The following is a 20,539-nucleotide window of genomic DNA, read 5'->3' on the forward strand; positions in this document are numbered from 1 at the left end:
GTGAAATGGTTTGCGTCCCTTGCGCAAGCGCTCCAGCTACAACCCGGTTCCTGCACTCATGATCGGTTTGTGACGTGCCCGCCGCTTGTCGTCGGCGGCCGCTGCGACGGTGGGGTCCGGCTGCAGGGGCGGGGCGTCCTCGGCCATCGGCGCCAGCGCGCTCATCACGCGCTCCGGCGGGAAGGTGACGATGACTTCGGTGCCGATGCGCAGCTTCGATTTCAGCGTGAAGGTACCGCCATGCATGTCGATCAGGCTCTTTGCGATCGGAAGGCCCAGCCCGGCGCCCTGTTCGGCCGATTTGATCGAGTTGGAGCCCTGGCCGAACGAGGCCAGCACGATCGGGATTTCATCCTCGGCGATGCCGGAGCCGTTATCCTTGACGCTGAGATATTGCCCTCCGGAAGCGGTCCAGCCGACCTTGAGCCAGATCTCGCCGCCCTGCGGGGTGAACTTGATCGAGTTGGACAGCAAATTGAGCACGACCTGGCGCGTGGCGCGTTCGTCGCCCCAGATCCGGGGCATGCCGTGCTCGAACACCTCGTGGATGGTGATGCCGCGGCTGGTCGCACGCAGCTTCAACAGATGGTGGCAGTCGGCAACGACGTGCACCAGCGACACCGCTTCCTCGTTCAGTTCGTAGCGGCCGGCCTCGATCCGCGACAGATCGAGAATCTCGTTGATGAGGTTGAGCAGGTGGACGCCCGAATTATGGATGTCGGCGGAATATTCCTTGTATACCGCCACCGCATGCGCGCCAAAGATTTCGCTCTTCATCACCTCGGAGAAGCCGAGGATGGCGTTCAGCGGCGTTCGCAGCTCATGGCTCATCTGCGCCAGAAAGCGTGACTTGGCGACGTTGGCGGATTCGGCGCGGTGCCGCGCTTCGTCCGAGATCGCCTTGGCCTGTTCGAGCTCGCCGATCAGCGCGTCCTTTTCGGCGCGCGCTTCCAGGGTCGCCAGCGTCGTCGAATGGAGCTGATGGGCGAGCAGGGCAAAATAGGCTTCGGCGGCGACCGCAAGCAGCGCCAGCGCGTAATTGTCGAAGGTCCCGCCCAGCACGAAATTGAGCGCGATCGCCGCCGTCACCGGTGCGGTCGCCGCCATCGCCGCAATCGGGAGCGTCGCCGCCAGCATGCTCGACACCGCGATCACCAGCAGCATCAGGAACATCATCATCGTGTTCGAGACGACGTCGACGCCGGCCGGATGCATCAGGATCGCCGTCCAGCTCAGGCCGTAGAGCAGGTCGAGCAGCACGAACCGGGTTTGCCATCTGCGCGAGGCGGCGAGCGAGGGCTGCTCGCCGAGGAAGCGCCTGCAATTGTGAATGATGGCGGCATGGATGCAGAGCATGCCGACGGTCCAGACCGCGGCCGGCACGGCGGCCTTCCAGAGGCCGAACAGCACGCCGGTTGCAACCACCAGCAGCATGACGACAAAGGAGGCCGATACGCGGGTCTGGGCGTATTGCCGGAGCAATTCGGTATCGAATGCCGGGCGGGTGCCGCTTGATGACGTTAACCGGTCCCGCGCCTCGCGCACCCGCTGCGCCGCCACGCGCCGGGTATTGACCGGCGGTGCGACCGGCGCTTCTGCCGGAAGCTGGACAACCTCAGGCTTTTCTGCGGGGTTACTCATCAAACAACACAAATCCTGCCCGCGAACCGCGCGGGCTTTTTGCATTGTCTATCTGTGGCGCTAAATCATTAAGCGATGACTTAAAGAGCTAAAAATATCCGTTAACGGGAAGTTAAAATTAACCTGTTCCCGCGAGGGAACCCCGCTTCTGTGGGGATAAGAAGCGGGGCCAATCCACCTGCCTTAACCGGTTTTTTTAACTCAGCGCTCCAGCCGGGCCATCAGGCTCGACGTATCCCAGCGCTTGCCGCCCATCTTCTCGACCTCGGCGTAGAACTGATCGACCAACGCGGTCACCGGCAGGTTGGCGCCATTGCGGCGGGCCTCGGCGATGCAGATCGAGAGATCCTTGCGCATCCATTCGACCGCAAAGCCGAAATCGAACTTGCCCTCGTTCATGGCCTTGTAGCGGTTCTCCATCTGCCAGGACTGCGCCGCGCCCTTGGAGATGGTCTCGACCACGGCCCCAACATCGAGCCCCGACTTCTTTGCGAAATGAAGGCCCTCGGACAGGCCCTGGACCAGGCCTGCGATGCAGATCTGGTTGACCATCTTGGTTAGCTGGCCGGCGCCGGCGGGCCCGAGCAGTTTGCACATCCGCGCGTAAGCGCCGGCGATGATCGGCTCGGCCGCGGCATAGGCATCTTCCTTGCCGCCGCACATCACGGTGAGCACGCCGTTTTCTGCTCCCGCCTGGCCGCCGGACACCGGCGCGTCGATGAACTTGAAGCCTGCCTTGGTGGCGGCGGCGTCGAGCTCGCGGGCAACTTCGGCGGAGGCGGTGGTGTGGTCGACGAAGACGGCGCCCTTTTTCATGCCGGCGAAGGCGCCCTCAGTGCCGAGCGTGACCGCGCGCAGATCATTGTCGTTGCCGACGCAGCACATCACAAAGTCCTGACCCTCGGCCGCTAACTTCGGCGTCGGCGCAGTGCGCCCGCCGAACTTGTCCGCCCATTCCTTCGCCTTGGCGCCGGTGCGGTTGTACACGGTCACCTCGTGGCCGCCTTTTTTCACGAGATGTCCTGCCATGGGGAAACCCATTACGCCGAGACCGAGAAAAGCGACTTTAGCCATGTGTGCTACCTTGAAGTTTTGCCGGCGACATTGGGCTGGCCGGACGGGTGTTCTTGAGGGAGCCGCACCATACAAGCTGCGCATGGGAGGGCAACGCCTTCGTTTGGCGGGCGGGCCCGGATTTGTGCTAGGATAGGGCCTCAAGAACCTCACAAAAAAGGGAGTGACATCGCATGGGCGTCAGCGTGGGCGTGCTCGACCATTTCAACATCCGGACCCGCAACCTTGCCGATACGGTCCGGTTCTATGAGGACATTCTGGGCCTGGAAAAGGGCGCCCGGCCGAACTTTGCCTTCCCGGGAGCGTGGATGTACAGCGAGGGCAAGGCGGTGGTGCACCTCGTCGATATCTCCAGTACCGAGGAACCGCAGAAGCCCGATTCCGGCGTCGTCCACCATGTCGCGTTTGCCAGCTACGGCTTTGACGGCATGAAGCGGCGGCTGGAGCAGAAGGGCATGGCATACGATTCCCGGCAGGTGCCGGGCGGCGACCTCTGGCAGATCTTCGTCAATGACCCCAACGGCGTCATGATCGAACTGAACTACGAGGCTGCCAAGGAGCAGACGGCCGCAGCCCCGTCCGAGCGGCGGGACGACGTGGGAGCGAGGTAGCCTTTTGCGCTGAACCGCTCTATTGGGTCGCATCGGACTGGCATAGCGTTTTGCAACGAGGCCCCGCTGTTCGGATTTGCTCCGAGGCGGATCGGGTCGCGTCAAGAAAGCGTGTCGATACAAGAGAGTAGAGCCCGGTTCTCACTCAGAACCGAACGGGCTCCAGGAGATGCGCGAGTGAGCGTTACGCAGCAACAGGTTCTGGATTCCCTTAAGCAGGTGGCCTCGCCGCGTGGCGTGCCCTTGACCAATGCCAACGTGCTGTCGGCGATTTCGGTCACCGACGGCAAGGTGTTCTTCTCCATCAACGTCGACGCCGCGGAAGCCCGCGCCTGGGAAAGCGTGCGCGCGCAGGCCGAGGCCGCCGTGCGCGCCATCCCCGGTGTCACTGTTGCGATGATCGCGCTGACGGCCGAGCGTAAACCCGGCTCGCCGCCATCAGCACCTGCACCGCATCGCCATGCGCATTCACATTCTTCCGGCGTGCAACCGGCTTCCACGCACCGCCCGCCACAAGGCGCGCCGTCGCCGATGTCGAAGCAGGCGGAGATTCCGGGCGTTGCCGCCGTCATCGCGGTGGCCTCGGGCAAGGGCGGCGTCGGCAAGTCGACCACCGCGCTCAACCTGGCGCTGGGCCTGCGCGATCTGGGCTTGCGCGTCGGCCTGCTCGATGCCGACATTTACGGCCCGTCGGTGCCGCGGCTGACCGGCATTCACGAAAAGCCGCAGCTCAACGATGACCGCAAGATGATTCCCATCCAGCGTTTCGGCCTTGCCATCATGTCGATCGGCTTCCTGGTCGAGGAAGACACCGCGATGATCTGGCGCGGGCCGATGGTGATGTCGGCGATCACCCAGATGCTGCGCGACGTGGCGTGGGGTACGCTCGACATTCTGGTCGTCGACATGCCGCCCGGCACGGGCGATGCGCAACTGACGCTGGCGCAGAACGTGCCGCTGAAGGGGGCGGTGATCATCTCGACGCCGCAGGATCTCTCGTTGATCGACGCGCGGCGGGGGCTCGCGATGTTCAAGAAGGTCAACGTGCCGGTGCTCGGCATCGTCGAGAACATGAGCTACTTCCAGTGCCCTGAATGCGGCACGCGGTCGGACATTTTCGGTCATGGCGGCGCGCGGCATGAAGCGGAACGGCTGGGTGTCCCGTTTCTGGGCGAGATCCCGCTGCACATGTCGATCAGGACCACCTCCGATGACGGTAACCCGGTGGTGGCGAGCGAGCCGGACGGACCGCATGCCGCGATCTACCGGGCCATCGGGACCAGGGTCCGCGACCAGCTTCAGGGCGCTATCGCCGCGGCCTGAGGCCCTTATCCGTGCCCCCTAAGACTTTGGTTTAATCGGTGCAGTCATGCCTTTGTCGCGTTTTCGATAGCGAACTTCCGTGTTAAAGCCGCCCCGCCAGAGCGCCCCGGATAACGTGGAATTCGCCCCGCCGGAGGACAGCTCGAGGAATATGGGAAACGACCCGTCGTAAGGAGACTTGAATGAAGCGTCGTGATTTTTTGAAGGTTTCAGCGGCCGGTGCTGCCGCGACAGCCGTTGCCTCGCCGGCGATCGCGCAATCATCGCCCGAGATCAAATGGCGCCTGACGTCGAGCTTCCCGAAATCGCTCGACACCATCTATGGCGGCGCTGAACAGGTGTCGAAATACGTCGCCGAGATGACCGACAACAAGTTCCAGATCCAGGTGTTCGCAGCCGGCGAACTCGCGCCGGGTCTGCAGGCGCTCGACTCGACCTCCAACGGCACCGTCGAGATGTGCCACACCGTTTCCTACTATTACGTCGGCAAGGACCCGACCTTCGCCATCTACGCCTCAGTCCCGTTCGGCCTCAACGCGCGCCAGGCGAACTCCTGGTGGTATCAGGGCGGCGGTGAGGCACTCGGCAACGAGTTCTTCAAGAAGTTCGGCGTGATCGGTTTCCCCACCGGCAACACCGGCACCCAGATGGGTGGCTGGTTCCGCAAGGAGATCAAGACGGTTGCCGACCTGTCGGGCCTCAAGATGCGCATCGGCGGCATTGCCGGTCAGGTGCTGCAGAAGGTCGGCGTGGTGCCGCAGCAGCTCGCCGGCGGCGACATCTATCCGGCGCTGGAAAAGGGTACCATCGATGCGGCCGAGTGGGTCGGCCCCTATGACGATGAAAAGCTCGGCTTCGCCAAGGTCGCCAAGTACTACTACTACCCGGGTTTCTGGGAAGGCGGTCCGACGGTCCACTCCTTCGTCAATCTGGAAAAGTGGAATGCGCTGCCGAAGAACTACCAGGCGATCCTGACCAACGCGTGCGCCAATGCCAACAGCTGGATGAATGCGCGCTACGACATGCAGAATCCGACGGCGCTGAAGCGTCTGGTCGCCGGCGGCACGCAGCTTCGTCCCTTCACCAATGAAGTGCTGGAAGCCTGCCTGAAGGCCACCAACGAATTGTGGGCCGAGATCTCCGGCAAGAACGCTGACTTCAAGAAGTCGATCGACGCGATGCAGGCCTACCGCTCCGACCAGTATCTGTGGTGGCAGGTTGCCGAATACACCTACGACAGCTTCATGATCCGCTCGCGCACGCGCGGCTGATCTAGTTCTAGTCCTTAAGCAGAAGCCCGGTCTCCGCGAGGAGGCCGGGCTTTTTGCGTTCGGCCGGCCAGGGCCATGGCCGGCTTGCCCTGAACGTTCGGATTTTGCGCGAAGTTGTGACGCTGGAGCGCCTCTTCGGCGGCACACCACAGGGTCGGACACAAAATCGCGAAAACAACCCCATGCAAAGTAGAATGGGTGCCGGCTCGCAGCACTCGTGCTGCGCTGCGTCCGGGGTAGGAGAAGAAAAAATGGTCCGTCGTCACGGCCCAACCTGATCTCATCCCGCGCTGGCCTCCTGGTGGAAAACCAGCCGTTTCCGGAGCTCGCGGCGCAGCAACCAGAGGCTCAGCAGCGCCTGCATCGTGGTCGTGACAATGGACAAGTACCAGATGTGTTCTGCGCGGAAACCGGATTGCGCCGACAACCATAAGGTCGGGATCACATATGTTATCAAGCGCAGGGTCGAACTTATGAGCTGCGGCCTCGTATTGCCCAGGCCCTGGAACGTACTCGAGCACACAAAGATCAAACCCTGCGCGACGAGGTTTAGCGAAACCATTTTCAGGAACAAGGCGCCGTCGGCAATCGTGGCTTTGTCTTCTGTAAAGCCTCTTAGCAAAAGCTCGGGCCGCCACTGCGTAACGGCCGTTGCGGCAGTCATCACCACAGTGACTGCCATCAGGACGTGTCCGATTGCCTGCTTTACCCGTACGCCGTTTCCCGCGCCGAAATTCTGTCCGATGATGGGGGCTGCCGCGAACGCAATGGCCATGGCCGGTACCTGAATGAGCCCGAGCACGCGAGAACCGATGCTGAAGCCGGCCTGCGCGGATGGACCCAAATCCCCGAGGGCATAATATATTGTTGCCATGTACACGAACATGATTGCGAACTCGCCGCCAGCCGGAAGACCGACGCTCAAGATGCGCCTCCACTGTGCAATCTGCGGGCGCCATTGTTCGGGATCGAGCGCGAGATAGTTTTCCGCTTTTTGGAAATACACCCAAAGGACGAGAACGCCGCCAGCGACTGCAAGGGAGCTGGCGAGGCCAGCTCCCTTCACACCCATGGCATAGCCCGTTCCCCAGCCCAGGATGAGCACAGGGGCTAGAATGATGTTTATTGTCACCGTAAGCGCCTGGACATACATCATGGGTGCTACGATGCCGATGCCACGCAATGCCGACGACATCGCAAACATCGCAAACTGCAGGCCGAGAGCTGGCATAAACCAGACAAGGTACGTCGTCCCTGCCGCGACTGTTGCAGCGTCTGCCGCAACCGAGTTCATGTAAGGCCGTGCCACAGCGAAGCCCGCGGCCATGGTACACGCACCGCCGACGACCGATAGCCCGAGCGACTGATTGAATTTCAGATTTGCATCAGTCCGATCTCGGCGGCCGACGGCTTGTGACACTGCCGCCAGCGTGCCGACGCTCACAACTTGCGTCAGAGCATTGGTGATAAATCCGGCATTGCCTGCAGCGCCGATGCCGGCAATGGCTGCTTCGCCCAGAGCGGCCACGAAGTAGAGGTCGATCAATCCGCAGAGCAATACCAGAACAAGGCCTGCGAAAATGGGGACGGCCATGGTCAAGGCATGGCTCAAAATTGAACCCTGAGTGAGGTCTTTCATGATGATGGAGTCCGATGAAAAGCTGGAAGGGATCAGTGGCGCAGACCGATGGCCGCGAACCGGGAGAGTTCGCGTGGCCAGGTACTGCGCTTCTCAGCTTCCTTGGTTCACCGGTGCCATTCTCTGGTTGGTTCTGAAAATCACTCGAAGCGAATTCGCGACCAAACTAGCGCGGATAACCAAGGCTCGCCAAGGGGAGGCCGAGAGCCCGGTTGCACCCCGCTGGCTTAAATTTGGGGTTTACCCCCAATGTCGGGATGGAAATCGGGAACCGGATGTTCCATGCTGGCTGGAAGCCTCGCCAAGAAGGCTGACACACGCAACCAACAGGGATGGATTCAATGAAAAGAAGAGATTTTCTTAAAGTCACCGGCATTGGCGCGGCCGGCGCCGCAACGCTGGCGGCCCCCGCCATCGCGCAGTCGATGCCGGAACTCAAATGGCGTTTGGCGGCGAGCTGGCCGAAATCACTCGACACGCTGTGGGGCGGCGTCGAGTACATGGTCAAGCTCGTTGCCGAAGCTACCGACAACAAGTTTCAGGTTCAGGCCTTTGCCGGCGGCGAAATCGTGCCGGGGCTGCAGGTCCTCGACGCCGTGCAAAACGGCACCGTCGAGATGGGCCATACGGCCTCCTACTATTACTTCGGCAAGGATCCGACATTTGCGTTCGGCACCGCGGTGCCGTTCGGGCCCAACCAGCGGATCAACCAGGCCTGGTACATGCTCGGCGGCGGACGGGACCTGCTCAACCAGTTCTACAAGGGCTACAACGTCACCTCGTTTCTGGCTGGCAATACCGGCTGCCAGATGGGCGGCTGGTTCCGAAAGGAGATCAACACGGTCGACGATCTGAAGGGACTCAAGATGCGTATCGGCGGCTTTGCCGGGCGCGTGATGCAGAAACTGGGCGTCGTGCCGCAGCAGCTCGCCGGCGGCGATATCTATCCCGCGCTTGAAAAAGGCACGATCGATGCGGCGGAATGGGTAGGGCCCTATGACGACGAGAAGCTCGGCTTCTACAAGGTCGCGCCGCATTATTACTATCCCGGCTGGTGGGAAGGTGGCCCGATGCTGCTTGGCCTCGTCAACCTCGATAAATGGAACGCGCTGCCGAAATACTACCAAAGCGTCATCGAGCAGGCAGGCCAGGCCGCCAATAGCTGGATGATGGCCAAATACGATCAAGGCAATCCACCCGCGATGAAAAAATTGCTCGCCGGAGGCACCAAGCTCCATGCTTTTTCGCCGGCGATTATGCAGGCCAGCCTCAAGGCGACCAAGGAATTGTACGCCGAAACATCAGCGACCAATCCGAACTTCAAGAAGATCCTGGAGTCGATGAACACGTTCACGTCCAATGGATACCAATGGTTCCAGGTCGCGGAGCTCGGTTACGACAGCTTCATGGCGCGCAACCCACAGGGTTGATGGCGTCGCAGCTACCCCGATAAGCCAAAACCCCGGAGCGAAAGCTCCGGGGTTATTCGTTTCCGAGCGCTGTCATCGTCCGCGAAGGCGGACGATCCAGTACGCCGTGCATTCTCGGCGAATCGCTGACGTTGGCGATTACGTCATGCCCCGCCTTCGCGGAGCATGACGGGGAGAGAATTCGCTCGCTACTGTTTCGGTCCGCCAAAATCCAGCGGCGGCATCTCGATCTGCGGTACCTCGATCTTGATCGTGTTCGGATCGACCGTTGAGGCAGTGCCCTTATAGTGCATCACCATCTGCGGGAACGCGATCACCAAGAGGACCATGATGACCTGGATCACGACGAACGGCACGGCGCCCCAATAGATCTGGCCGGTGGTGACAGGATCCATGCGCTTGCCTGTCACACGATCGAGGTACGATTCTTTCGGTGCCACTGAACGCAAATAGAACAATGCGAACCCGAACGGCGGATGCATGAATGACGTCTGCATGTTGACGCCGAGGATCACGCCGAACCAGATCAGATCGATACCGAGTTTTTCCGCCACCGGCCCGAGCAGCGGGATGATGATGAAGGCCAGTTCGAAGAAGTCGAGGAAGAAGGCCAGAACGAAGACAAGCGCGTTGACGAAAATGAGGAAGCCGATCTGGCCGCCGGGGAGGGAAGTCAACAGGTGCTCGACCCACACGTGGCCGTTCACGCCGTAGAAAGTCAGCGAGAATACCCGCGCACCGATCAGGATGAAGACGACGAAGGCGGAAAGCTTCGCAGTCGATTCCGTCGCCTGCCGGATCAGGTCCCAACTTAGCCGTCGCTTGGCGGCGCCGAGAATGATGGCGCCGGCAGCGCCCATCGCGCCACCCTCGGTAGGGGTCGCGATGCCGATGAAGATCGTGCCGAGCACGAGGAAGATCAGGAACAGCGGCGGCACCATGACAAACGTTGTTTGTTGCGCCATCGCGGACAGGAAGCGGAATCCCGTAAGCTTGTCGATCACCCAGTTCACGACCGCCACGAAGAAGGCGAACAGGATGCCATAGAACATGCTGAGCACGACGTAGTCGGCGCCGCGGGCCTCCGAACTGCGCATCATGAACCAGCCGAACACGCAACTGGCGATGAAAAGTGCGCCAAGAGACCATAGCCCGCGGCTGCCGTCCTTCTCGCGGAAGCCAATGGCCTCCGCCGGCAGCCCCGGAGCCGCCTTCGGGAAGATCATCGTCACCAGAAAGGCATATCCGGCATAAAGGCCCGCAAGCACGATACCCGGGATGAAGGCGCCTTCGTACATGTCGCCGACCGACTTGCCGAGCTGGTCGGCCATCACGATCAGAACCAGCGAAGGCGGAATGATCTGCGCCAACGTGCCTGAGGCCGCGATAATGCCCGTCGCCATCCGGCGGTCGTAACCATAGCGCAACATGATCGGCAGCGAGATCAGGCCCATCGAGATCACGGAAGCGGCAACGACGCCGGTCGTAGCTGCCAGCAGGGCGCCGACGAACACGACGGCATAGGCGAGACCGCCGCGGATGGTGCCGAATAATTGTCCGATGGTATCGAGCAAGTCCTCGGCCATGCCGGATCGCTCCAGCACCAATCCCATGAAAGTAAAGAACGGGATCGCGAGCAGCGTGTCGTTGTTCATCACGCCGTAAACGCGCTCGGGAAGCGCTTGCAGGAAGTCCGGGCGGAACTCTCCCAGTTGAATGCCCACGATGGCGTAAAGCAGACCGACCGCGCCGAGCGAAAATGCCGCCGGATAGCCAAGCAGCAGCATGATCACCAGCGACGCGAACATAATTGGCGCCATGTTGGCGATAAGAAAGGCTGTCATCTCTTGTCCTCTGCCTGCGCGCTTGCGATCAGCGTTTTTCGATCGCCTCGACCAGGTGTTCGACCTCGGCCTCGAGCGCGTGGACCTGTGATGCGTGTGGATCCGGAATAAGGCCGCGCATCACGGCGATGCGCTTGATGAGCTCGGAGATGCCCTGAACCAGCAAGAACGCGAAACCGATGATAACCAGCGATTTAGCCGGCCATTGCGGAAGCCCGCCTGCGTTGCCCGACTGCTCGTTGACTTCGAACGACCGCATAAAGAACGGGCCGCCGGTGATGATCATAACGACGCACAGCGGAATCAGAAAGAAAGCGTGTCCAACGACATCGATCACGCTGCGTGCGGTCTTCGGCAGCCCGTTACTGACGATGTCGATCCGGATGTGTTCGTTGTCGAGCAAGGTCCACGGCGAGCAAAGGAGAAAGACGATGCTGAAAAGCACCCATTGCAGCTCAAGCCATGAGTTGGATGAAATGTCGAGCGTCTTGCGCAATACGGCGTTGACGGCCGATATCACCACGGCAACGAGAATCAGCCAGGCCAGACGCTTGCCCGTCCACCTCGTGAACGCGTCGATTCCACGGCTCAGTTTCAAGAGCGCTTGCAACAGTAACCCTCCCCAATTCGCATCTGCAGTCTTGACGGCACCCTGAGGGCGCAGCGGCTTGTCCAGCCGGGCTAGCATGAAGCCATCGCACCAAACCAGCGGGCGCGGCCGTCGTCAATTGGAAGTTTGTTGATATTGAAAGGGAATTAGCCTTGTGGATCGGGGTCGTCCAGCCCCCGGGCGCCGGCCTGTCTGGACCCGTGCTCGCTATTGCTTTTGAGGGCCGAAATCCAGCGGCGGGAGCTCGATTTCCGGCACCACGATCTTGACCTTGCTGAGATCGACGTCGACCGGTTTGTCGAGCAAAGCCGTCACCGTGACGGGGAAGGCGATCACGATCGCCACCATGATCGCCTGCAGGCCGATCCAGGGCAGCGCCCCCCAATAGATGTCGGAACTCTTGACCTCCTTCGGTGCGACACCACGCAGGTAGAACAGCGCAAAACCAAACGGCGGATGCAGGAACGATGTCTGCATGTTGACGCAGAGCATGACACCGAACCAGATCAGCGCGGCATCGGGTCCGACGACCGGCGCCAGCACCTTCTGCGCGATCGGCGCCACCATCGGCAGGATGATGAAGGCGATCTCGAAGAAGTCGAGGAAGAATGCCAGGAAGAAGATGAAGAGGTTGATGAAGATCAGGAAGCCCCAGACACCGCCGGGAAGCGAGGTCAGATGGTGCTCGAGCCAGACGCCGCCGGAGACGCCGAGGAACACCACCGAAAAGCAGGTCGAGCCGATCAGGATGAACACCACCATGGTGGAGAGCCGCATGGTCGACTCGTAGCCCTGTCTGATCAGATCGCGCAGGTCCGGAATGCGGACGGCTTCCAGGCAGAGCCAGACAACGGCGAGATAGACCACCGCGAAGGTCAGCTTGAACAGCTTGCCTTCACCGAGCATGATTCCGACGATAGCGCCGACGCCGGTGGCGGCGACGCCGATCAGCAGCATCTTGTGGCCCTTGCTGCTCAGCTCCTTGTGGTGAATGGCGGCGAGAACGATGGCGCCGATCGCTCCCATCGCGCCGGCTTCGGTCGGCGTCGCCAGACCGAGCATCATGGTGCCGAGCACCACGAAGATCAGCACGGCCGAGGGAATGATGCCCATCAGGCATTTGCGCCACAGCGGCCAGCCGGTCAGTGTCCGCGCTTCCTTCGGAACCGCGGGGACGTGACTTGGCTTGAAGATGCCGAGGAAGAACGTGTAGCCGGCGAACAGGGCGATCTGGAGCACCGAGGGCCCCCAGGCGCCGAGATACATGTCGCCGACCGACTTGCCGAGCTGGTCGGCCATCACGATCAGCACCAGCGAGGGCGGCACCAACTGGGTGATGGTGCCGGATGCGGCGAGCACGCCGGTGATGTAGCGGACGTTATAGCCGTAGCGCAGCATTACCGGCATCGAGATCAGGGCCATGGCGATGACCTGCGCCGCCACCGTGCCGGTGATCGCGCCAAGGATGAAGCCGACGATGATGACGGAATAGCCGAGGCCGCCGCGAATCGGGCCGAACAACTGGCCCATCGAATCCAGCATGTCTTCGGCGAGACCGCACCGCTCGAGGACCGAGCCCATGAAGGTGAAGAAGGGGATCGCCAGCAGCAATTCGTTGGAAAGCACGCTGCCGAAGATGCGCCCCGGTATAGCCTGCAGGAAGTTCATGTCGAAGAAGCCGAGATAGATCGACAGGAACCCGAACGACAGGCCGAGCGCGGCCAGCGTGAAGGCCACCGGGAAGCCGATCAGCATGGCCAGAATCAAGCCGCCGAACATTAGCGGCGGCATCATTTCCAGCGTGATCATTGGGTCGGCCTCTCGTATTTCGCATCGATCACGACATAGCCTTTCAGTGCAGCGATGCGCTTGATCACCTCGGAGACGCCTTGCAGCGCCAGGAAAACGAAGCCCACGGGAACGACGAGCTTGATCGGCCAGCGCAGCAGGCCGCCGGCATTGCTCGAGGTCTCGCCGACGGCGTAGGCCTGCATGAAAAACGGCCACGACAGATAGCTGAGCAGCAGGCAGGACGGGATCAGGAAGCAAAGCGTTCCGATCAGGTCGAGCCGGAGCTGGCCGCGCTCGGACAGCATCAGATAGAGAATTTCGACGCGAACATGCTCGTTCTTCTTGAACGTGTAGGACGCGCCGAACATCACGAAGACGGCGAACATGTACCACTGCAGTTCGAGCCAGGCGTTGGAGCTGTAGCCGAACGCGTAGCGGATCATCGCATTGGCGGCGCTCACCACGCAGGCTGCGAGCACGAGCCAGTTGCAGACGCCGCCTAGTTTCTCATTGAGCCAATCGATTGAATTACTCAGTGCCAACAACGGGCGCATTATGCTCTCCTCGGACACGTCATCGACGCGCCGGATTTTTCATGGATATTGCGTAGCATCCCCTCGCCAGGCACGCAGAGCCGCCGCCGCACGGCGGGCGCGCGGGTTCGTTCCGGCGCGAAACGCGCGCAGATCCACAGCTCATTCGCTGGAGCGATTGCAACGATAGTCCTCCCCCATCCCGTGCTTACCGCCGTCTTGACTGCACCTTGAAGATGCAGCGGCCTGTCCCGGCCGTGCTGGCGTGAAAGCAGTCGCACCATTTCAGCGCGGCGAGGCGGCGTCAATTGGGGTATGGAAAATCGGCGCGCAGGGTCAATTGTTGCGCGAAAAGCCTTAATCCGGCACCGAAAATTTCAACCGCCGGTAACGCTCATATGGCGGCTAACGCTGGGACGGTTATGCCGGCGGTCGATGATGAAGTCGTGGCCCTTTGGCTTCAGCCCGATCGCGCGGTCGATCGCGGCCGACAGCAAATCATTGTCGGCGGAGGCTCGCAACGGCTTGCGCAAATCGGAGGCATCCTCGTGGCCGAGGCAGGTGTGCAGCGTGCCGGTGCAGGTGATCCGTACCCGGTTACAGGACTCGCAGAAATTATGGGTCATCGGCGTGATGAAGCCGAGCTTGCCGCCGGTCTCGCTGACCCGGACATAGCGGGCGGGGCCGCCGGTATCGTCGTCGAGGTCGGTCAGCGTGTAGTGCTTGGCGAGGCGGGCGCGCAGCAGCGACAGCGGCACGTACTGGTCGATCCGGCCTTCGCCGATGTCGCCCATCGGCATGACTTCGATCAGCGTCAGCGCCATGCCCTTGCCGTGCGCCCATTCCATCAGCGCGGGGATTTCCTCCTCGTTCATGTTCTTCAGCGCCACCGCGTTGATCTTGACCGCAAGGCCTGCGTTGCGCGCGGCTTCGATGCCGGCCAGAACCTTGTCGAGATCGCCCCAGCGGGTGATGGCGCGGAACTTCTGCGCATCGAGCGTGTCGAGCGAGACGTTGACGCGGCGAACGCCGCAATCGTGCAATTCGCCGGCGAAGCGCGCCAGTTGCGAAGCGTTGGTGGTCAGCGTCAGTTCATCCAGCGCGCCGCTTCCCAGATGCCGCGACAGCGAGCGCACCAGCGACATCACGTTGCGCCGGACCAGCGGCTCGCCGCCGGTGAGGCGGATCTTGCGCACGCCCTTGGCGATGAAGGCCGAGCACAGCCGGTCGAGTTCTTCCAGCGTCAAGAGATCGGCTTTCGGCAGAAAAGTCATGTCCTCGGACATGCAGTAGAAACAGCGCAGATCGCATCGATCGGTCACCGACACGCGCAGATACCGGATGGTCCGGCCGAACGGATCGACCATCGGACGGAACAATTGATCGGGTGACGGGGATCCGCTCATTCAAGCTGCCTTCAAGCTGCCTTGCAACTGCCTGGTACCGAGGTCTTCACGTGTTGGCTCGCTAGCATAATCTAGGCACGTTGTAAGGCGCCTACAATCAGCAAGCTTGCGGGTGCAGTGCGAGGTCCGGCAGGGGGGCGCCGGATTCAGCGGGTCGCGGGCTGCGCCGGGGCCGGGTTCGGCGCCGCGGCAGCCTTGGGCGGTTTCGGCTTCTTCGGGCGCATCGGCTTGCGCGCCTTCGGCGGCGGCGCGGCCGGCCTGAGTTCCGCGAACACCGGACTGGGCTCGATGATGGTCGTCGGCGGCGAGGCAAAATCGCCGGGATTGCGGATCACCTGGACCGGAACCGTGACCGGCTGGAACTTGGGGCTGGCGAAGGTGACGGAGAAGCCGGCGTCGGGTGCGGGCACGTCGATCGAGCAGGGGGTCTTGCAGGCTGGTCCGAGCGAGGTCGTTGCATCCGCTCCCGGTGGCACCGATTCCATCGCAACCTTCACCACCGGCGGCGCCGGCTTGAAGGAATCAAGAGAAAGCGACGAGCAGCCGGCGAGGCTCGCTCCGGTGACGGCTATCGCGACGACACGATGCATGATTGATCACTCTGAACTTGCGGCAATCCGCCACAATCCCCAATGGCAAACCATAGGAGCGCAAGAACAAAGCTGCAACCAATCAGGGCTAAATCGTTAAAGAATGGTTAACGCTGAACATTAGCGTTTCTAATACATCCGGTGAATCAGAAGGTTAAGTCCGGGACGCGACCCTGCTGAGGCTTTCCACCGCCGTCGGCAGCTCGCGCATATGGCCGATCAGCCGGTCGGGCTTCAGTTCGGCGATCGGCACATCGGTGTAGCCGAACTCGACGCCGATCACGGGAATGCCGGCCCGCCGCGCCACGCCGACGTCGGGGCCGGCGTCGCCGACCATGATGGTCGCAGCCAGGTCGCCGCCCGCCCGCGCCACCGTCTGCTGCAGGATGATGGGGTCAGGCTTGGAGACGCCGAACGTATCGGCGCCGCAGATGGCGGAAAATCGTTCGCTCAGGCCCAGTTGGTCGAGCAGCCGCTTCGACAGCCATTCCAGCTTGTTGGTGCACACCGCGAAGCGGCAGCCCTGCGCCGCAAGCTGATCGAGGGCGGCTTCCAACCCCTCGAACGGCCGCGAGGCGTCCGCAATGTGGGCGGCGTAATAGTCAATGAAATCGCGCATGAGGCGGTTGACGTCTTCCACGCTCATCGCCTGGCCTTCCAGCTCGAGCCCGCGCTCGATCAGCTTGCGGGCGCCGGCGCCGATCATGTTGCGCGCCGATTTCAGAGGCACCGGCGGCAGGCCTTCACGGCCGAGCACGAAATTGAGCGCGGCGATCAGGTCGGGCGCGGTGTCGACGAGGGTGCCGTCGAGGTCGAAGACAACAGTGCGGGGAAGGGTCATGGGAATTCGCTAGCGGCAGGCAAAGCATCATGCAAGTAGGGAAGTTCAAAATCCCGGGAGGAACCGCCATGCGAGAGTTTGCCGGCAAGACAGCCTTTGTGACCGGCGGAGCCGCAGGCATCGGACTTGCGCTCGGCCGGGCGTTTGCTCAACCGGCATGAAAGTGATGCTGGCGGATATCGAGACGGATGCGCTGCAGGCCGCCGTCAAGGGCCTGCAGGAAATCTCTCCCGACATACGCGGCACCATCTGCGATGTGGCCGACGCCGCAAGTGTCGAGCGCGCGGCGAAGGCTGCATTCGACGCCTTTGGGAATGTGCATGTGGTCTGCAACAATGCCGGTGTCGCTGCCGGCGGCGGTTTCGACCACATCTCGCTGGATAATTGGCGATGGGTGATCGACGTCAATCTGATGGGCGTGCTTTACGGCATCAAAAGCTTTCTGCCGCACATCCGCGCCCATGGCGAAGGCGGCCATATCGTCAACACCGCGTCGATGGCGGGTATGCAGACCGGTTTGGGATTCAGCCCTTATGGGGCGACCAAATTTGCCGTCGTCAGCATGTCTGAGGGTCTTAGCCTTCAGCTCAAGCCGCTCGGCATCGGCGTCAGCGTATTGTGCCCGAGCTTTGTCCGCACCCGCATCGGCGAGAGCGGGCGCAACCGGCCGGAGCGCTACGGGCAGTCGCAGCCGCTCGATCCTGCCGCTCCGGCGGCAGCCATGGTGGCTGAGATCGCGAGACAGATCGAGGCGGGGCTCGATCCCGCGACCGTCGCCGCGCGCGTGCTGGAGGCCATTCGCCAGGATGAACTCTACATTTTCACCCATCCCGGCATGCGCGCCGAGGTCGAGCCGCGATTTGCCGCCATTCTGGCCGCAATGGACAAGGTGCGATAGCGGTTTCCCATCTCAGGGGGCGGCGAGCACGTCCAGGCCGACCCTCGCATTCTCCTCGGGACTTGCATTCCAATAGCCGAAGCTGTCCGCGGTCGTAAGCGCCTGACGGAGTCTTTCGGGCGTTATCGCGCCGGGTTGCTTCGCGGCATTGCCGGCCGGCAGGCTCATCGCTCGCAACAGGCTGCCCAGCTTCGGCGTCGTCACGATGATCGACACGGCGGGTTCGGAGAAGCGATTGCGAAAGGCGTGCCGCGCGTTTGGCGGCACATGAAATACATCGCCCGGCTGAATGCGTATCCATTCATAGTTGCCACCCACCTGCGAAAGCCCCTCAAACTCTCCCGAAATGTGCACGAACGTTTCCGGGTCGACGTGGCTGTGGAGCGGTACAAATACGCCGGGTGGGATGGTGCCTCGCATAATGCACGGCGAAATCTGTGGTCCGGTCAGGAATTCCAGGAGCGGTCCGAGGGCCTCGAAGTGCTCGAGGTCCTGCCAGTTCACCAGATGGGCCATCGGCGTATCTTGCGTGCGGTGATTTTGCATCGCATGTCTCCCGGTCATCGTTTCGGATCGGGCGCAATCAGCTCGCGATTATCCGCGTCGACCACGAAGACGACGAGGAGCTGTGCGGATTCGGAGCCGCTTGCATTTTCGCTGATCACGTGGTGCGAGCCTGGCAGTTCGAACCAGCTTGCTCCCGCGGCATAGACCTTGGGCGGTTCGTCGTTGATTTGACTGCGGATCTCGCCGGACAGCACCTGCGCAAAAATCAGATGGGCGGCCGGATGCGTGTGCGGCGGCGACTTCGCGCCCGGCCTGTAATAGACCACCGACGCGACGAGGCTTTTTCCGGCAATGCTCGGTATCGGCTGCTTCAGCGACGAAATCACGGTTTCGCGCGGCGGCTCGACGGTTGCGGCGTTGGCTGGCACCGAAGCCGAGGCGATCAACGCAGCCAGCGCGCGGGCGCTCATTTTCATGGCGTCTCTCCATGGGCTCGACGGAAACGATCGCTGCAGTTCCATCCGGCGGAACTGCAGATCTGTTGAGCAATGCTAGGGAAGGTGGGCCTGCCCGGCTTGGGCAGAAGTGAACAGAGATTTGGGAACGAGTGCACATGGTGCGGGATTTTTCCCGGTCTCGCGCGATGCCGGCCAGGCAAGGAGGTGCCGTGAGCGCTGTTCCGAACGATCAGCCTTTTCGTTTCTCGACACGCAGCCTGACACCCGCGGAGCGTCTGCCGGCATGGTATGAGGTGTTTTGCCGGTCGGCCTCGCGGCGCTTTTGCAGCGTGGCCGATGAAGCCTGTCACGCCGATATGCAGATATGGTCGTTCGGGCCGGGCGATTCCTCCAACGCGTCAGCTACCCAGGTCCGGATTCAACGGACCACGCTTACGCATGCCATTGAGACGCACCGCACGCGAGAGCTTCTGACCGACGGCTGCGACGACCTCGTCCTCACGATTCAGGAGGCCAGTGAAAGCTCGGTGACCCAATGCGGCAGGGAAGTAATGGCGAACGCGGGCGCGGGCGTTCTGACGTCGAACGCCGATGTCAGCGCGATGTCGTTCGGTGGGTCGTCGAAATTCGTCAGCGTCGCGGTGTCACGCAAGATCATCATGGCGCTGGCGCCGGGCGCGGAGGACGCGATCGCCAAACCCACGCATCTGGATTCCGCCGTGTTGCCGTTGCTGGTCAGCTATCTCGGCATCCTCGAGGATCAATCCGCGGTGCAGTCGCCGGAAGTGGCGCAGGCCGTGTCGCTGCATATCCACGATCTCTGTGCGCTGGCGATCGGTGCGTCGCGCGATGCGGCCGAACTCGCCGGTGGACGTGGATTGCGGGTAGCCCGGTTGCGGATGTTGAAGGACGATATCGCCCGGCATCTGAGGCACGGGCCGGTAACGGCCGCGGACCTCGCCCGGCGCCATCGCGTGACGCCGCGCTATGTGCACAAATTGTTCGAGACTGAGGGCATGTCATTGTCCCAGTTTGTCCGCGCCAAGCGGCTGGCGCTGGTCCATCGCAGCCTCAGCAATCCGAACCTGGCCGACCGTACCATCGGCGCGCTGGCGTTTGAGGCCGGTTACGGCGATCTTTCGACTTTCAATCATGATTTTCGTCGTCACTATGGAATGACCCCGTCCGCCCTGCGCGCGGCCGTCATTGCCGCCGGCAAGGGAAAGGCCTGATTGGGCCCTTGCTTTGGGGGAGGCGAGGCTGGTCAACCCCAAAATCGGCGTTTTGAGAGGCTGTCGACGCTGTTCCTGCCGGCAAAACGACGCTAGACATGCGCCCGCGGATCGGCGGATTTCGAAAGGCATTCGGCACGTGGATATGGACCAACTAAAGCGGCAGGCGGCGGCGCGGGCGCTGGAGCATGTGCAGGATGGCATGAAACTCGGGCTCGGCACCGGCTCGACCGCCAGGCATTTCGTCGATCTGCTCGGCCAGAAGGTTGCCGGCGGGTTACGCGTGGTGGGTGTGCCGACGTCGGAAGTGACCCGCGCCCAGGCCGAAGCCTGCAAAATTCCGCTGACCACGCTCGATGCGATAGATCGCCTTGATCTCACCGTCGATGGCGCCGACGAGCTCGATGGCGCGCTGAACCTGATCAAGGGCGGCGGCGGCGCGCTGTTGCGGGAGAAGATCGTGGCGGCGGCCTCGGATCGCATGATCGTGATTGCCGACGATACCAAATGGGTCGATGTTCTCGGCCGTTTCCCCCTACCTGTAGAGGTGATTCCGTTCGGGCTGGCCGCCACCCAGCGGGCCATGGCCACGGCATTTGCCCAAAGCGGCGTTTCCGGGCAAATGGGGCTCCGCAAGGGCAAGGACGGCCACGTTTTTGTCACCGATGGCGGCCACTGGATTGTCGATGCCCATCTCGGGCGCATCGCCGATGCGCCGCGTCTGGCGGGCCTGTTGAGCCTGATCCCGGGTGTCGTCGAACACGGGTTGTTCATTGGCCTGGCCAGCACCGCCGTCCTGGCAGGTGCCCAGGGAATTCGCGTAGTTGAGCGGCGGTAACG

The 20,539-nt window shown here is 62.1% G+C and carries 19 protein-coding genes; 7 read left to right on the forward strand and 12 right to left on the reverse strand.

Translation table 11 applies throughout. The features are described from left to right. Nucleotides 1–36 precede the first annotated feature (36 nt). Together V1293_RS01725 and V1293_RS01730 are read right to left on the reverse strand one after the other, a co-directional pair. Nucleotides 37–1,641 carry a sensor histidine kinase gene (locus V1293_RS01725; RefSeq protein WP_334506134.1) on the reverse strand — a complete coding sequence of 535 codons (1,605 nt, stop codon included), beginning with the start codon at nt 1,639–1,641 and terminating at the stop codon, nt 37–39. Nucleotides 1,642–1,842: 201 nt separating this feature from the next. After that, nucleotides 1,843–2,799, reverse strand: a complete 957-nt coding sequence (locus V1293_RS01730; protein WP_334506136.1) for an NAD(P)-dependent oxidoreductase — start codon at nt 2,797–2,799, stop codon at nt 1,843–1,845. 89 nt (nt 2,800–2,888) lie between these two features. Between V1293_RS01730 and V1293_RS01735 the strand changes: the two genes are divergently transcribed. The 3 genes from V1293_RS01735 (at nt 2,889) to V1293_RS01745 (ending at nt 5,920) form a co-directional block, all read left to right on the forward strand. Then, nucleotides 2,889–3,326: a VOC family protein gene (locus tag V1293_RS01735; protein WP_334506138.1), complete on the forward strand. Its 438-nt coding sequence runs from the start codon at nt 2,889–2,891 to the stop codon at nt 3,324–3,326. Nucleotides 3,327–3,503: 177 nt separating this feature from the next. Continuing rightward, a complete protein-coding gene (locus V1293_RS01740; RefSeq protein WP_334506140.1) occupies nt 3,504–4,649 on the forward strand; it encodes an Mrp/NBP35 family ATP-binding protein in 1,146 nt (381 codons plus the stop codon). 182 nt (nt 4,650–4,831) lie between these two features. Beyond that, the gene (locus V1293_RS01745; RefSeq protein ID WP_334506142.1) at nt 4,832–5,920 is read left to right on the forward strand and encodes a TRAP transporter substrate-binding protein; all 1,089 of its coding nucleotides are present in this window, start codon (nt 4,832–4,834) and stop codon (nt 5,918–5,920) included. Nucleotides 5,921–6,200: 280 nt separating this feature from the next. On the opposite strand, the gene V1293_RS01750 is transcribed toward V1293_RS01745, so the two are convergent. Beyond that, nucleotides 6,201–7,559 carry an MATE family efflux transporter gene (locus V1293_RS01750; protein WP_334506144.1) on the reverse strand — a complete coding sequence of 453 codons (1,359 nt, stop codon included), beginning with the start codon at nt 7,557–7,559 and terminating at the stop codon, nt 6,201–6,203. 341 nt (nt 7,560–7,900) lie between these two features. On the opposite strand from V1293_RS01750, the gene V1293_RS01755 reads away from it, so the two are divergent. Beyond that, a complete protein-coding gene (locus V1293_RS01755; RefSeq protein WP_334506146.1) occupies nt 7,901–8,989 on the forward strand; it encodes a TRAP transporter substrate-binding protein in 1,089 nt (362 codons plus the stop codon). Between the two features lie 188 nt (nt 8,990–9,177). Here V1293_RS01755 and V1293_RS01760 read toward each other — a convergent pair whose 3' ends face one another. The 7 genes from V1293_RS01760 to gph form a co-directional block, all read right to left on the reverse strand. After that, the gene (locus tag V1293_RS01760) at nt 9,178–10,833 is read right to left on the reverse strand and encodes a TRAP transporter large permease (protein WP_334506148.1); all 1,656 of its coding nucleotides are present in this window, start codon (nt 10,831–10,833) and stop codon (nt 9,178–9,180) included. A 28-nt stretch (nt 10,834–10,861) separates the two neighbouring features. Further along, entirely contained in the window at nt 10,862–11,443 is a 582-nt protein-coding gene (locus tag V1293_RS01765; RefSeq protein WP_334516588.1) for a TRAP transporter small permease subunit, read from the reverse strand. A gap of 207 nt (nt 11,444–11,650) precedes the next feature. Beyond that, entirely contained in the window at nt 11,651–13,252 is a 1,602-nt protein-coding gene (locus tag V1293_RS01770; protein ID WP_334506150.1) for a TRAP transporter large permease, read from the reverse strand. Then, a complete protein-coding gene (locus V1293_RS01775) occupies nt 13,249–13,788 on the reverse strand; it encodes a TRAP transporter small permease subunit (RefSeq protein WP_334506152.1) in 540 nt (179 codons plus the stop codon). Before V1293_RS01775 ends, V1293_RS01770 begins: the two co-directional genes overlap by 4 nt. A gap of 356 nt (nt 13,789–14,144) precedes the next feature. Continuing rightward, a complete protein-coding gene (gene moaA / locus V1293_RS01780; RefSeq protein WP_334506154.1) occupies nt 14,145–15,173 on the reverse strand; it encodes a GTP 3',8-cyclase MoaA in 1,029 nt (342 codons plus the stop codon). 146 nt (nt 15,174–15,319) lie between these two features. Beyond that, the gene (locus V1293_RS01785; protein ID WP_334506156.1) at nt 15,320–15,763 is read right to left on the reverse strand and encodes a hypothetical protein; all 444 of its coding nucleotides are present in this window, start codon (nt 15,761–15,763) and stop codon (nt 15,320–15,322) included. A 154-nt stretch (nt 15,764–15,917) separates the two neighbouring features. Beyond that, the gene (gene gph / locus V1293_RS01790) at nt 15,918–16,604 is read right to left on the reverse strand and encodes a phosphoglycolate phosphatase (RefSeq protein ID WP_334506158.1); all 687 of its coding nucleotides are present in this window, start codon (nt 16,602–16,604) and stop codon (nt 15,918–15,920) included. A gap of 157 nt (nt 16,605–16,761) precedes the next feature. Between gph and V1293_RS01795 the strand changes: the two genes are divergently transcribed. Next, complete coding sequence (locus tag V1293_RS01795) at nt 16,762–17,502, forward strand: SDR family NAD(P)-dependent oxidoreductase (protein WP_334506160.1); 741 nt, start codon at nt 16,762–16,764, stop codon at nt 17,500–17,502. A 12-nt stretch (nt 17,503–17,514) separates the two neighbouring features. On the opposite strand, the gene V1293_RS01800 is transcribed toward V1293_RS01795, so the two are convergent. After that, a complete protein-coding gene (locus tag V1293_RS01800; RefSeq protein WP_334506162.1) occupies nt 17,515–18,048 on the reverse strand; it encodes a cupin domain-containing protein in 534 nt (177 codons plus the stop codon). A gap of 14 nt (nt 18,049–18,062) precedes the next feature. After that, entirely contained in the window at nt 18,063–18,485 is a 423-nt protein-coding gene (locus V1293_RS01805) for a cupin domain-containing protein (RefSeq protein ID WP_334506164.1), read from the reverse strand. A gap of 191 nt (nt 18,486–18,676) precedes the next feature. On the opposite strand from V1293_RS01805, the gene V1293_RS01810 reads away from it, so the two are divergent. Further along, entirely contained in the window at nt 18,677–19,699 is a 1,023-nt protein-coding gene (locus V1293_RS01810; protein WP_334506166.1) for a helix-turn-helix transcriptional regulator, read from the forward strand. Between the two features lie 139 nt (nt 19,700–19,838). After that, a complete protein-coding gene (rpiA, locus tag V1293_RS01815; protein WP_334506168.1) occupies nt 19,839–20,537 on the forward strand; it encodes a ribose-5-phosphate isomerase RpiA in 699 nt (232 codons plus the stop codon). The last annotated feature ends 2 nt before the right edge of the window (nt 20,538–20,539 follow it).

It is taken from the genome of Bradyrhizobium sp. AZCC 1693 (assembly GCF_036924745.1).
Classification (GTDB): Bacteria; Pseudomonadota; Alphaproteobacteria; order Rhizobiales; family Xanthobacteraceae; genus Bradyrhizobium.